The sequence below is a fragment of the Streptomyces sp. NTH33 genome (genome assembly GCF_003236365.1).
Lineage (GTDB): Bacteria > Actinomycetota > Actinomycetes > Streptomycetales > Streptomycetaceae > Streptomyces.
Genome location: NZ_POTZ01000166.1, coordinates 1 through 13,302 on the forward strand (window position 1 = coordinate 1; position 13,302 = coordinate 13,302).

The 13,302-nt window shown below is 70.9% G+C and carries 11 protein-coding genes and 2 pseudogenes; all 13 read right to left on the reverse strand.

Features of this window, described 5'->3' with window-relative positions; all coding sequences use genetic code 11:
- Window positions 1–40: 40 nt before the first annotated feature.
- On the reverse strand, window positions 41–2,083 hold the full coding sequence (locus C1I97_RS17540) for a copper resistance CopC/CopD family protein (RefSeq protein ID WP_111004164.1): 2,043 nt from the start codon (window positions 2,081–2,083) through the stop codon (window positions 41–43).
- 13 nt (window positions 2,084–2,096) lie between these two features.
- On the reverse strand, window positions 2,097–2,540 hold the full coding sequence (locus C1I97_RS17545) for a copper chaperone PCu(A)C (protein WP_181446772.1): 444 nt from the start codon (window positions 2,538–2,540) through the stop codon (window positions 2,097–2,099).
- A gap of 26 nt (window positions 2,541–2,566) precedes the next feature.
- The gene (locus C1I97_RS17550; RefSeq protein ID WP_111004172.1) at window positions 2,567–3,217 is read right to left on the reverse strand and encodes an SCO family protein; all 651 of its coding nucleotides are present in this window, start codon (window positions 3,215–3,217) and stop codon (window positions 2,567–2,569) included.
- A gap of 107 nt (window positions 3,218–3,324) precedes the next feature.
- A complete protein-coding gene (locus C1I97_RS17555; protein ID WP_111004166.1) occupies window positions 3,325–4,059 on the reverse strand; it encodes a YcnI family copper-binding membrane protein in 735 nt (244 codons plus the stop codon).
- A 223-nt stretch (window positions 4,060–4,282) separates the two neighbouring features.
- Window positions 4,283–5,068: pseudogene (locus C1I97_RS42725) on the reverse strand (pyridoxal-dependent decarboxylase); the annotation flags it as partial.
- Window positions 5,069–5,248: 180 nt separating this feature from the next.
- A complete protein-coding gene (locus C1I97_RS17565) occupies window positions 5,249–6,562 on the reverse strand; it encodes a glycosyltransferase family 2 protein (protein WP_181446771.1) in 1,314 nt (437 codons plus the stop codon).
- A 150-nt stretch (window positions 6,563–6,712) separates the two neighbouring features.
- A complete protein-coding gene (locus C1I97_RS17570) occupies window positions 6,713–8,134 on the reverse strand; it encodes a protoporphyrinogen/coproporphyrinogen oxidase (RefSeq protein WP_369008361.1) in 1,422 nt (473 codons plus the stop codon).
- A 174-nt stretch (window positions 8,135–8,308) separates the two neighbouring features.
- On the reverse strand, window positions 8,309–9,016 hold the full coding sequence (locus tag C1I97_RS17575; RefSeq protein ID WP_111004169.1) for a class I SAM-dependent methyltransferase: 708 nt from the start codon (window positions 9,014–9,016) through the stop codon (window positions 8,309–8,311).
- A gap of 19 nt (window positions 9,017–9,035) precedes the next feature.
- Window positions 9,036–9,617, reverse strand: a complete 582-nt coding sequence (locus C1I97_RS17580) for a class I SAM-dependent methyltransferase (protein WP_111004170.1) — start codon at window positions 9,615–9,617, stop codon at window positions 9,036–9,038.
- A 220-nt stretch (window positions 9,618–9,837) separates the two neighbouring features.
- Window positions 9,838–11,781: an ATP-binding cassette domain-containing protein gene (locus tag C1I97_RS17585; RefSeq protein ID WP_111004171.1), complete on the reverse strand. Its 1,944-nt coding sequence runs from the start codon at window positions 11,779–11,781 to the stop codon at window positions 9,838–9,840.
- Between the two features lie 75 nt (window positions 11,782–11,856).
- Entirely contained in the window at window positions 11,857–12,435 is a 579-nt protein-coding gene (locus tag C1I97_RS39280) for a hypothetical protein (protein ID WP_146608233.1), read from the reverse strand.
- Entirely contained in the window at window positions 12,432–13,082 is a 651-nt protein-coding gene (locus tag C1I97_RS17590; RefSeq protein ID WP_309147805.1) for a hypothetical protein, read from the reverse strand. The genes C1I97_RS39280 and C1I97_RS17590 overlap by 4 nt, the downstream gene beginning before the upstream one ends.
- Window positions 13,079–13,302: pseudogene (locus tag C1I97_RS39950) on the reverse strand (DNA-binding protein); the annotation flags it as partial. The pseudogene C1I97_RS39950 and the gene C1I97_RS17590, both read right to left, overlap by 4 nt.

Here is a 13,302-nt window from a genome sequence, read left to right on the forward strand (position 1 = left end):
GAGGTGGCCTCCGGGGTGGACTGGTCGGTCATGGTGGGGTTCAGCCGATCTGCGCGTTCTTGGCGACGGTCACCTGGTCGATGTCGGAGGTCCGCACGGTCACCTCGATCTGCCAGTCGCCGGCCATGGGAATCTGTACTCCGCTCGCGGCCCAGTGTCCGGTGGTGATGCGGTCGGGGGCCACCGGCAGCGGCCCGAGCTTCTTGGCGGCGAGTGCGAGGGCGATCTTGACCTCGGGGATGTCGTAGGGGCGCCCGTCGGTGCGCTGTACGTAGACGTGCAGGTCGTTGCCGCCCACGCGCGCGGGGTCGATGTCGAGCCGTACGAGGCCCTTGCCGTTCCGTCCGCCGGTGTCGAAGGGCATGTCGAGGGTGACCGCGCCTTCCGACGAGGACGAGGGCGAGGACGAGGACGAGGTGGCGGCCTTGGCCTCCACTTCGGTGCGTCCCGGCTCGGTCTGGGTCAGCACGGTGGTGACGGCGAGCAGTACGACGGCGACAGCGGCCTCCGTCAGTACGGACCGGCGCAGTCCCAGGCGGCCCGGGTCGGCGTCCCGCAGCCGCTTGCGCCGTGCGGTGTCCATGGCGGCCCGCTGCCGGGCGAGCTGGGCGGCCCGCTGGGGAGTCTCGTCGTTCACCGCCCTGCCACCGGCTTCCGCCTTCTCGCCGGACCCGGACCCGCCGTCGGACCCGGACTCCTCGCCGGTCCCGGGCTCGTCGTCAGGCCCGGACTTCCCTCCGCCTCCGGACTCGCCGTCGGCCTCCGCCGTCGCGTCCGCGCCGGTTTTCCCGCCCGTGGCCTCCGGGACCGTGGTGCGCGTCATGACCGCCGCCTTCGCGGCCACCGTCTCCGCCAGCCGTCCCGTCCAGCGGCGGGAGATCGAGGCGATGCCGACCAGCAGCACCACCAGGCCGATCTTGACCAGGAGCAGTTGCCCGTAGCGGGTGCCGGTGAGCGCCGGCCAGGATCCGGCCTGGCGCCAGGACTGGTAGGTACCGGTGGCCACCAGGACGAGGACGGAGCCGAAGGCGAGGCGGGAGAAGCGGCGTACGGCCGCGGTCTCGACCGGGGTCTGCCCGGGGGTCCCGTACAGCGCGACCAGGAGGGTGACGAGTCCGCCGAGCCAGGTGGCCACGGCGAGCAGATGGAGGACGTCGACGGGCATCGCGATGCCCGTCTGGAGGCCGGTCGAGGCGTGCTCGGCCATGGCCCAGCTGGCCGCGAGCCCGGCGGCGACCACGGTCCCGCCGATCGCGAGCCCGAAGGTCAGGTCGCGTTTCTCCTCGTCGTCCCGGTCGTCCCGCTTCTCGTGCGCCCCGAAGAGCACCGCGACGAACAGGGCCGCCGCGGCGAGCAGCAGCAGCCGGGAGACGAGGGCGGCGCCCATCTTGGTCTGGAGGACCTGTCCGAGGAGGGTCAGGTCGAAGATGTCCCCGGCCTTCCCGGTGGTGGTGTAGGAGCCGCGCAGGAGCAGCAGGGCGAGCGTGGCCGCGGTGAGGGCGACCCAGCCGGAGACGACGAGCCGCTGTACGGCCCGCACTCCCGAGCCGCGCTGCCAGCAGGCCAGGACGAAGGCGGCGCCGCCGACCAGGGCGACGAAGCCGGCGTACGACACGTACCGCCCGAACCCGTAGAGCACGCCGACGGCTCCGCCGCCCACGTTCTGGCCGCCGACCGCGGCGGAGGTCTTGGAGGGGGCGCCGACGGAGAAGGTGTAGGCGCCGCCGACGGGGTGGCTGTCGGCCGAGACCACCTGGTAGACGACGGTGTAGGTGCCGTCCGGCAGACCGCCGCGCAGCTGCACGGCGTACGTCGTCCCGGTGACGTTGGCGGGTTTCCCGGCGTCGACGCGGTTGCCCTGGGGATCGAGCACGCGCAGCGAGTCGTCGTTCAGGGCGACCTGCTCGGAGAAGGTCAGCGACACCTGGCCGGGTGCCTTGTCGACCACCACCCCCTGCTGGGGATCGCTGCCGGTCAGCGCGGCGTGCGCGGAGGCCGGGGCGGCGCCGGCGAGCAGCAGCCCGGTGGCGGCCAGGAGCAGCAGCACCAGGTTCCGGACGCGGGGGGTGATGGTCTGCGACAAGGTGGTTCCTCCCTCAGTGTCCGGTCGTGGGGTTGTACGTGGCCGCCTTCACCGGCATCTCGACCTCGAGGCCGCCGGATTTCGCGAAGTGCAGCTCGACGGTGACCGTCCGGCCCTGCCGGAGCCTGTGCTTCAGCTTGTCGAACATCAGGTGGTCACCGCCGCTTTCGAGTACCAGTCGTCCGTGGGCGGGGACGGTGAGGGGGCCGGCCTCCTGCATCGCTCCGCCGACGGTCCGGTGCACGGTGACCTCGCCCGCGTCGGCGCTGGTGACCGAGGTGAGCTTGTCGGCGGCGCCGCCCTTGTTCTCGATGGTCAGGAAGCCGGCCGCCATCGAGTCCGAGACGGGCTGGGGGATGTAGGCGGAGTGGACGGACAGCTCGGCTTCCGCGCCGCCGGATCCGGAGGAGCCGCCGCAGCCGGTGAGCAGGACCGTTCCTGCCAGGGCGGCGGCCATGAGGGCGGCCACCGGTGCGGGACGCCTCACGGGGTCTCACCCTTGACGATCCTGGGGAGGTCCTTGGTGTAGTCGTCGACGGTGGTGTCCTCTCCGTACAGGACGTATCCGCCGTCGGTCTTCGGGGAGAAGGCGACGACCTGGGTGCCGTGGTACGAGACGAGCTTGCCGTTCTTGTCCTTGGCGGTCGGTTCGACGGAGATGCCGAGGGTGCGTGCGCCGGCCTGGATGGTGGCGAAGTCGCCGGTCAGACCGATGAACTCCGGGTTGATCATCTTCAGCCACTTGCCGAGCTCGGCCGGGGTGTCGCGGGCCGGGTCGGTGGTGACGAACACCACGCGCAGCTTGTCCTGCTCGGCCTTGGGCAGGTCCTTCATGGCGACCGCGATGTTGTTCATCGTCAGCGGGCAGACGTCGGGGCAGTGGGTGTAGCCGAAGTAGACCAGTGTGGGATGGCCGGCGGTCTCCTTGCGGAGGTCGTACTTCTTGCCGTGGGTGTCGGTGAGGACCAGGTCGGGCTTCTCGAACGGCTTGTCGAGAACGGTCGCGGCCTTCCGTGAGGTGTCCTCGGAGACGACGGCGACGGGCTTCCTGCCGTCGTCGCCGCTGCCGCAGGCGGAGAGGGTCATCGTCGCGGCGGCGAGCAGTGCGGCCGCCGCGAACGTCTTGTTACGCAATGACTTGTTACGCATAGCAAAATGTCCCAGATGTGAGAACTCCGGCGCGCACCGGGGGTCGTACGCAAGAGTCGCACGACCCCCGGGCGCGTGACGGATGAGCCGGATCAGGCGGCGGTGCGCCTGCGGCCGGCGAGTACGCCGTAGGCCACGCCGGCGGCGCCGACGACGATGCCGGCGATGCCGAGGGCGCGGGCGGTGGTGTCGTTGCCGCTCTTGGCGGTGTCGGCGGCGGTGCTCTGGGCGGCGGGCTTGGCGTCGTCGGCGGTGTCGTCGGCCGGCGTGCCGTGTCCGTGACCGTCTTCCGAGGCGGCGGTCAGCTGCAGGACCGGCGCCGGGGTGTCCGGCTCCTCCTGGCCCTTCTGCGGCACCTCGATCCAGCGCACGACCTCCTTGTTGGAGTACGTCTGGATCGCCTTGAAGACCAGCTGGTCGGTGTCCTCGGGCAGGGCGCCCATGGAGACCGGGAACTTCTGGAAGTAGCCGGGCTCGATGCCCTTGCCGTCGGCGGTCCAGGTGACCTTGGTGACGGCCTCGGAGATCTTCCTGCCGTGCACCTCGAGCGGCTTGTCCAGCTTGGACTTGGTGACCTCGATCTTCCAGCCGGTCATCGGCTGCGGCATCACGGAGGCCAGCGGGTGGTCGGCCGGGAAGGTGACCTCGAGCTTGGTGGTGGAGGCGTTGTCGCGCTCGTTGGGGACCTTGAAGTCGACGACCGCGTAGCCGCCCTTGGCGGCCGTGCCCTCCGGCTGCACGCTGACGTGCGCGAAGGCGGGGACGGACAGGGCGAGGACGGCCGAGCCGGCGAGGGCGGCGGTGGCGGCGAGACGGGAAGCCTTCATGGGGGGTTGCACTCCCTTTCGAGGGGTTCGGTGTCGGAGGGGTGCGCGTGCGCGGCGGGCCGGCGGTGTGGTGTTCCCGGCGGACGGGCACGCGCGCGTGCCGCACGACGGCGGCCGCTCCCTCCGGCGGAACCCGCTCGGTGGGCTGGTGGTCGCGTCGCGTCAGGCAGCGGTGGGCGGTGGCGGTGTAGCCGGAGCGGCCCAGCGCGTGCAGGGTGGCCCACAGGGCGGCTGCGGTGGCGCCGGGCCGGGAGCCGAGCACCGTCTCGTCGGGGATACGGGTGTGCGGGTCGATGCGGGTGCCGTGCTCGATCAGGCCCTTGCGCAGCAACAGGGCGCCGCAGGCGTACGGCATCAGGCCGGCCTTGTGCGGATCGACGGCCATCGAGTGCACCCCCGGGCTGCGGAAGTCGAAGGCCAGGGCGGGGTCGGTGAAGGGGAAGACGAACCCGCCGTGAGCGGCATCCACGTGCAGGAAGCAGCGGATGCGCCCGGGGTTCTGGAAAGCGAGATCGCGCAGCTCGGCGGCGATGGCGTCGACCGGGTCGCACAGGCCGCTGTTGTAATAGCCGGCCGTGGCCACCACGACGAGCCCGCTGACGCCGTCGGCGATCGCCTCGGCGGCGGCGTGGCGGATCTGGTGACGGGTGAGCGTCCAGCTGCTGCCGACGGGCAGGCGGACGAGGTCCACATCGAGGATTTCGGCGGCCTTCGCGACGGAGGCGTGGCACAGATCCGCGGTCAGGACCCGGACCTGGTGCCCGCCGGCGCACAGCAGGTTCCGGGCGATGCGCAGGGCGGCGAGGGTGGCCTCACTGGCGCCGCTGGTCACCTGCCCGTCGAGGGCACCGCCGTGGTACAGGTCGGCAAGCGCCGCCAGAGCCTCCTTCTCCAGGCGACGGGTGCCGCTCTTGCCCTCACCGAAGCGGGTGTGTGTGCCGACGTTGTTGGTGTTGACCGCCGCCCACCGGCCCAGCACCTCAACGGCGAGGGGGTGCGGGGCGGCCATGGCGAAGCCGAGCCGGACCTGTTCCGGATCGTCCCAGGCCGGTATCTCCGCCCGGGCCGCGGCCAGGTGCCGGTCGATGGCGTCGCGGCTTAACCCCTGGTCGGGGAATGCGGTGGGTACGGCCCAGCCGATGTCGAGATCACCCACGAAAGACTGCCCTCCTATAGGTGTGCCGTGTGGTCAGTGGGCGTTCTCGCCCAGGTGCTCGGTCTTGGTGAACCGCAGCGGCCGGCCGCGAAGGCGGGCCGCGCTCGCCCGCACGGCCAGCAGCCAGGGGCCGAGCGCGGTCACCGCCGGCTGCAGCGGATAGGTGGCGAACGCCGCGGCCCGCTGCGGCTGCTGCCACGAGCCGCCGGATGTTCCGGGGGTGTGGAAGGCGTCGAGGAGCCGGCCGCGCAGCCGATATGCGACGGCCGGCTCCACCAGTCCAGTCAGCACGGCAGCCCCGGCCACGGGTGCGAAGCGGCGGCGGGCGACAAGGTGAGCGGCCGCGGCCGCGATGACGAGTGGGCCCAGGGCCCATGCCGCCCCGTCGGCGAGCGCCCGGGCGGCCAGCAGCCGCTGCTCGAAGCGGGTGAGGCGGCTGGGGCGGGAGGCGGCGAACCGGTAGTCGTGGCGGGTGGCCGCATTCGCGAAGGCGACACTGCTGAACGCCCGCGCCATGCTCGCGGTGTCCTGGTACGGCTCGACGATGTTCACCGACGGCAGCACATCGATCGGCTCGCCCGCCATGCTCAGGCGGTGTCCGACGGCCAGGTCATCGTGCGGCTCCTGGAAGAAGCCGACCTTCTCGATCACGTCACGGCGCACGATGATCCCGGAGCCCACCCCGTAGACCATCGGGCGCGCCAGGGCGGCCACCCACCGGGGGCGGTGGCTCGGACGGCACCAGCAGGCGACCTTGATCCGCCGGTACTCGATGCCGACGGTGCGGCGGAAGGTGGCCAGATCCTGCCCGCACATCACCGCCGACCGGCCACCGGCGGCGCGGGCGGGCAAGGCGGGCAGCATCGGCTGCTGGATCATCGCGGGCCGTCGCGCCGCGGCCCTGGCGAACTGGCCCCGCAGCCGGGCGTCGGGCACGGCATCGGCGTCGAACACCGCGACGTACTCGTCCCCCTGCGGCGGGAAGAGCTCGTCGAGGAATGCGACGGCGTGGTTGAGCTGTGAGGCGCGCCGCCCCTGCCCCGGATAGGACACCACATGGAAGATCTCCCGGCCCAGCTGCTCGTTGTGTCCGCGGGCGAGTTCGTGGCACAACTCCTCGGTGGTGTCCTGCCCCGCAGGTATCTCGGCGGCCTCGCGGACGGCAGTGACAACCACCACCCGCAACCCCGGCCAGTTGGCGGCCAGTTCGGCAAAGCAGTCCAGCGAGCGGGGCATGACCGCCTGCTCCCGCAGGGCGGGGATGACAACTGTGAGAACCGGCCCATCCTCGCCCGCATCCGGCGCATCGGGCGCCTCGCGGCGCATGGAGCGCGACGCGAGCGCCATCGACGCCGTCATGTACACGGATCGGGCGGCCCAGGCTGCTACCAGCAGCCTACTAATTCGGATCACAGCAACGTCCTCTCAGCGGAGCGGTGTTGGGGGAGGAACGGCGGCAGGTGGCGCCATCGCCTCTGGGCGGGGTCTGCCGCACGGTCAGCCGGCGCGTCGGATCCGGGCATCACCGCGGGTCGGAAAGATGGCGAGTTGCTCAGGAATGCGGTGGACGAGATACCGGGCGATGTCGACCCCCATCTTCACCGCGTGGTCCATGTTCCCGATCTCGTAGCGCCAGGTCCCGAACCGGCCGCGCGGGTGGATGCCGTGGTCCTCCAGCCACGGCACCATCTGGGAGAGGACCGCGTCGCGGTCGAGCGCGGGCACCGGGTAGGCGTAGGGGATCAGCTCCATATGCGCACTGGCCAGCGGGGCGTGCTCCGGCACGAGGCCGTGGCGCCGCAGGGCCCGGTCGCAGGAGCGGATCAGCTCCGAGGCATCGGGCCGCGTCCCCGGAGCCATCGCGGTCTCGGTCATCCAGGCGCTGAAGGTGGCGGTGTCGGAACCGGGCACGTTGGCCGGGGCGTACTTGCTGAAGTTTGTGGCCCGGTAGAACGGCACATCCGGCTGGGGAAAGTACAGCCAGGAGCGGCCATCTGCGGTGGGCGTGCGGTAGCCCAGGCCGACCATCGCCACCTGAGTGCGCCGCAGCCTTTGTGCCGCGGCCTTCACACCGTACGGGGCGCCCGCCGTCATGAGGGTGAGCTGGTCCAGCGGGATGGTGGACACCAGATGGTCGTAGCGGATCCTCGTGCCGTCGTGGAGTGTCACCGCGCGGGCCCGCTCGTCGACGGCCACGGCCCGGGTGCTGGTGCGAAGGCCGTCCCCCAGGCGCGCAGCGAGACGGCGCCAGATCTCCCCGGTACCTCCCCTGGCGGGGAAGGCGAACGTGGCGTTGGGGCCCCACGGCGGGGCAGGCCGCGCCGTGCCGGAGAAGGCGGCCAGGATCTTGTCTAGGTCCACGGGGGCGACGCGGTCGGCCACCCAGGAGGACGCCATCTGCTCGGGAGCAGTGGCCCACACCTTGGTGTTGTACGGGGCGAAGAACCGTTCGACCAGAGCAGATCCGTACATGGCCTGGAGCCAGGTGGCGAAGTCCGCCTCGTCGGAAGGGACCTGGCCGTTCTGCTGGGCGCGGACGAGGTGCTGCAGACACGCCTCGGCATCCTCGGCCGGAAGGCAGTGCAGGTGCTGCTGGAACGGATAGGGCACCCACCGGTCGCGGAAGCGGATGTACGAGGACCGGTCGTGGTGCAGCAGCTCGTCGGCGGTGAACAGGTCGACGAGCAGCCGGTCGAACTCTCCGAACTGCGAGAAGACGACGTGGCCTCCCATGTCCCAGGTGAAGCCGGCCGGGTCGACCACGGACGCCGCGAGCCCGCCAGGCACGGGGGCGGCTTCGACCAGCGTCCACATGTCGTAACCGAGTCGGCGGAGTTCGTCCGCGCACGACAGCCCGCACGGGCCACCGCCGAGGATGACGATACGGCCGGGCCCTAACGAGTGGGGGGAGCGGGGCATGAGGCCCTCCTTCGATCTCGAGGTACGGACCGCTCTGACGAGGTATTCGCTCAACCCCGCTGCCCGAAGCCAGGAGTCAGACAGCGAGGTGTGGGCAATGCTGTGCGGTGTCGGTTGTGCTGCTGATTTGGAACGAGATCCGCTTGCCACACGGCAGCAGCACGCCCAGCTTGTTCACCAGAGCGTGGGTGGAGCCGGAGAGCGGCGGGCCTGGATGAGTGCGCACGCCAAGGGGGTGTCGCTGCCGGGGGCGGTAAGGATGTCGATCCGGTCGACCAGGAGGCCGTGGTCGACGAGGAGGTCTTCCCAGAGGGTGGGGGTGAGCACCCACATCTGGACGGTCAGGGGATCGCCTCCGGCGAGGTTGAGGGTCTCGGGCCGGGCGGTGACGGATGTGGACGGGCCATCGCCGGCGGAGGTGGTGTGCAAAGCGGAGAAGACGAGTCGGCCCCCGGGTTTGAGCGCACTCGCCACAGTGGGTAGGAGGCGGTGCGGGTTGATGTAGGGGATGCCATGGATGGAGTAGATGACGTCGTACGGCTCCGCCCCGATCAGGTACTCGACCGCGTCGGCGCAGATCAGGTGAAGGCCCGCCTGTCCGCTGTAGCGGGCGACGGCGCGCTCGTGCTGGGCGCGGGCGCCCTCGACGGCGTCGACGCGAGCGCCCTTGTAAGCGAGGTAGGCGGGAAACTTGCCGATCCCGGAACCGAGGTCCAGGACGCGGCGGCCGGTGAGATCGCCGAGGACCTCCTCGCCGGGGCCCGCGGTGGGCCAGTACCCCCACGCCAGCCGGTCGACCTCGGGGATCTCGGTGCCGCGGGCCTGATGGTGGGTGCCGTAGGCGTCCCAGGCGAGGAGTGTCTGCCGTTCAATGTCCAACACGATGGCTCCAAATTCGAGTTCAGGGGCAGAGGGCGTAGCAGCGCAGCACGTCGAGATCGGCGGTCCGGACGACGGACCAGCCTGCGGTGAGCGTCTCGGCCTCGGCGGCGGTGATCCCGAGGTGCCTGAGCGGATCGCTGTCTTCGCGACGGCCGGCGAGTTCGGTGACGATCCAGAAGGTCCCGCCGGGCGCGAGGACCTGCCGGACACGGTTGAGGAAGGCCGGTTTGTCGTCCATCCACCGGTAGACCAGGCGGCAGGTGACGATCGCGTACGCGGGGTCCGGCAGGGTGATGAGGTCGTCGGCGATGAAGTCCATCAGCCGCCAGGTCGGTCCGTCACCGTGCCGGGTGGTCCGGATGCTCTGGGCTGCGGCGATGGCGCTGGGCGCGAAGTCGATGCCGGTGGTGCGGTAGCCGAGCTGGTGGAGATGGCGAGCGAGGGCGCCGTCACCGGTGCCGATGTCCAGGGCCGGGCGTCCGCGGCCGAGCCCGACATGATCCGCCAGAAGCGTGGCCTCGGCGCTGCTGACTTCCCGGTACCGGCGCCCGCCGGCCCAGAGCGGCTCCCAGTAGTTGGCGGTGGCAGTAACGGTCGTCATTCGGCTCCTTGGCGAACGGAGGTAGTAGGGGAAGCCCGGGCACTCCCACGTTGTGGTTCTGTGCGCCTGCGCAGGCGTTGTCACCGAGCCTCGCCTCACGGGCCGAATTGCAGGCTTCGACAGGGTGTTCGGTCATGAGACCCTCTGGGCTGCGGAGCGGCCTTTCGGACTGGGCGGTGAGCCGTGCCGAGGCGCGCAGACGTTCGGTCAGCGCTGGTGGTCATGCGTAGCTGCTCGCCTCGCCGTCAGCGCGCTGTTGAAGTTCCCATAGGGACCTGAACAGCCCAGGTTCGCGGGTGAGTTGCGCGTACGTCCCTTCCTGCACAATCCGTCCTTTGTCGAGGACGACGATCTTGTCCGCCACGGCGACGTTGGCCAGCCGGTGCGTGATCAGCAGAATCGCTCGGTCCTTGGCCAGTTCCCGCAGTCCGGTGAAGATGTGGTGCTCTGCGCGCGCGTCCAGGGCGGCGGTGGGCTCGTCCATCACGAGCAGAGCCGCCTTGCGGTGGAACGCCCTGGTGAGCACGACACGCTGCCACTGCCCCCCGGACAGCTGCTGGCCTCCGTACCACTCCGACGTCAGGAGGGTGTCGAGACCTGATCGCAGGCTGGGCAGCATGTCCGCCGCCCCGGACGCCTCGCAGGCCGCCAGGACGGCGGCGTCGCTGGTGTCGCCCTGCCCGAAGGTGATGTTGTCGCGGAGGGTCAGCGGCAGGTAGGTGTACTTCTGCGGGGCCAGAGCGACATGCTTCCACGCTTCCCAGGGCTCCGTCTCCGCCGTCGTCGTGTGGTCCCATGCCACCTCACCGGACGTGGGCAGCAGCAGACCGCAGATCAGCCGGGACAGCGTGGACTTGCCCGAACCGTTCTCCCCGACCAGCGCCACGATCTCCCCACGCCGCAACTGGAGGGACACCTCGCTGAGGCTGTCCTGCGGAGCGCCGTCGTACCGATAGGTGACATCGCGGACCTCAAACCGCTCCGGCGCCTCGGTCAGCGTCTTGGTGCCTCGGGACGCCGCCATGGCCTGCCCGTGGGCGTTGTCGAGAAAGTTCTGCCAGTCCTGCACGTACCATCCGGTGCGTACCAGCCGGGCCCCACCGTTGATGATGCCGCGCACGGAGCCGGTCGCCGTCTGCAGGGCGAAGACCGCGCCGCCTCCGGCCGCGAGGTCCATACGACCGGAGGCCAGGAGCCAGAGCAGCGCGGCCCACACCGCGGCCGATGCCACGCCGCCGGCGACCGCACCGGCCAGCCCCATCCACGCACCGGTGTCGGCGGCTTTGCGCTCCGCGGCGTTGACGGACGCGGCGAGCCGCCGGTACCGGGTGATGAGGAACGGACCGGCCAGGCAGGCCCGCATCTCCTCGCTGGACTCCATGTAGGCCATGTGCCAGCGCAGCTTGTGCAGCATCCGGCGCCGCCCCGAGGTCTCCAGCCCCGCCAGGTACACCACGCGCGCGGCCCGCACGTACGCCGCGGCCTGCGGCAGACACGCCAGGAGGAGCAGAGGCAGGAGAATGGGGTGAAGCACGGTGAGAACGGTCGCGCCGGCGGCGAGTGTCGCCGTGGCGGCCAGCACGTCCTGGGCCTCGTCGACAAGGTCCGGAGTCACCTGGGCACCGCGGTCGGCGATGTCGTAGAAGTCGTTGTAGCCGGGCTTGTTGTTCGCCGCCAGCTCCGCACCGAGCGCGGCCTCGATCATCGTCAGCTCCGCCGCCCGGGCCAGCACCGGCCGCAGCCGCCCCGTCAGCCACGTCACCGTGATCCCCAGCAGGGCACGCAGACCGGCGGCCGCGGCGATCACCGCCAGCTGCGGGGCCGCCTCCCACAGCCGCTCGGTGATGTCGCCCGATGAGATCAGCGCAGTGATCGTCCCCGTGACCGCGAGCAGCCCCAGGGCAGCGAGAACACCGGTGCTGACCTGGCACGCCAGCAGCCCCACCGTGGCGCCGCGGTCCACCCGCCACGCCATCGCCAGGGACCGCAGGACCAGCGCGGGCAGCCGCCGTGCCATCGTGCTGGTCGTCATCTGCGCACCGGCCTGGAGTCGAGACTTGTCGCGATACAGGAACTCCTCGTCCTGTGCGCTGTTCGCGTCGTCCGGCGTGCTCGTATCCGATGTGCCGGGAGTCGGTTGTTCTTGTGTGCTGGCCGAAGTCAACGTGGTCCCCCTTGACGGTCGCGCGGCTGGCTCGTGACGCTCAACGACCCAGCCGGAATTTCGAACACATGTGTTTCAGTCGGGCTTGGAACCCCGTGGTTGAGCGCGCGCCGGAGCATGCGGGTTGCACCGACCCTTGCCGCGCAAGGGCCGGGCCCGGAACGGCGGTGGCCGAAACGCCGACGGTGCCGCCGCCCCGTAGACTGCGAGGGCCATGCCCCCGTGGTCGGTGAGGCCAGCGGGGACTGACACAGTCAAAAGCACCGGCAAGGGAGCCGGGAAGCTGTTGCCGGTCTCGCCCGCTCGGGTGATGCCTTTGAGCCCGCTGCCAGATGGGACGTCACCGGTCTGGGCGGCGCGGTGCAGTAGACGGGTAGCCATCCGCTGGAAGTTGGGTTTGTCGTCGGTGTGCAGGGCGAGCTGCCAGGCGGCGCGGCAGGCGCCGGGGCCGATGAGACGGTGACCCGGCCAGTTGTGATCGGCCAGGGCGCGTCGTAAAACCTTGGCGTTGCCATGGGCGGCATGTCGACCATGGCCGAGCTGGACGGCGCTCAGCTCGTTGCGGACCCGTCGTGCCCAGTGTTCCTTCGTCTGCTTGGCACGGACCGGCAGGTCGCGGGCGAGGTCGGGGTGGAGGGGGGCCGTGGTCGTCATGAGGCGCTCCGGTCGGTGCCCGGAGGAAGGGGGATGGTGCAGCGGATGAGGTGCGTGAGGCCGTGGCGGTGCTCAGCGCGCAGCTCAAGTCGGGCGGTCCGCTCGCCGTTCGTGCATTGCCCCGTTCCGCGGATCTCCCAGCCCATGTGTTTCAGGCGGTCGAGGAATCGTGCGATGGGGTCCACGCTGAGGTCGTGCCGGGCCGGGGCCTCGGCGCGTACGTGCGGCAGGCCGAGGCGGGCGGCATGGTCGGAGGCCCACAGGGTGATCAGCCGGACGATGTCGTCCGAGCGCCCGGGGAGCGTGTGGACGTGGTCGAGGAACAGGCTGGGGCCGGCTCCGGCGGTGCCCCAGTGCGCGAGGTTCGGTTGCCGGTTGAGGATCAGGCAGCCGAGCAGGATGTCGTCCTCGAACAGGCCGGCCGACTCGTGCTCGTCGTCGCGGAAGAGTGCGGGGATGTCGCCGCGGGCGGGGGCGGGCAGGCCCCGTCGTGCGAGCCAGCCGAGGCGGTCCTCGACGAGGGCGCTTGCTTCTGCCCGCACGGCGTCGGTGCACAACGGTCGCATCTCGTACGCGGAACGGGAGGGGGTCGCGGAGCGGAGCGGGGCGTGCCGCCCTGGCGCGTGCTGCATTCCAGCGGTGCTCACCGGCTCGCTCCTTCCGGGGTCACGGTGCTGCGGTCGGCGCTGAGCAGGTTCCAGGCATGGGCCAGGACGATGAGGTTGGTGGTATCTCCGGCTCTGGCGGCGAGTACAAGGTCCGTGATGCGCTCTTTGGCGTCACCGGGAGCGATACGGGCGGCTTGTGCGATGTCGGGGATGCGGCTGTGCTCGGTGAGCGCCCGCAGCAGCCGCAGCTCGTCGGGAT

Coding starts and splice junctions, on each gene's coding strand:
- C1I97_RS17545 (WP_181446772.1), bottom strand. CDS start 2,540: ATGGCCGCCGCCCTGGCAGGAACGGTCCTGCTCACCGGCTGCGGCGGC.
- C1I97_RS17555 (WP_111004166.1), bottom strand. CDS start 4,059: ATGAAGGCTTCCCGTCTCGCCGCCACCGCCGCCCTCGCCGGCTCGGCC.
- C1I97_RS17565 (WP_181446771.1), bottom strand. CDS start 6,562: ATGGCGCTCGCGTCGCGCTCCATGCGCCGCGAGGCGCCCGATGCGCCG.
- C1I97_RS17570 (WP_369008361.1), bottom strand. CDS start 8,134: ATGCCCCGCTCCCCCCACTCGTTAGGGCCCGGCCGTATCGTCATCCTC.
- C1I97_RS17580 (WP_111004170.1), bottom strand. CDS start 9,617: ATGACGACCGTTACTGCCACCGCCAACTACTGGGAGCCGCTCTGGGCC.
- C1I97_RS39280 (WP_146608233.1), bottom strand. CDS start 12,435: ATGACGACCACGGCCCCCCTCCACCCCGACCTCGCCCGCGACCTGCCG.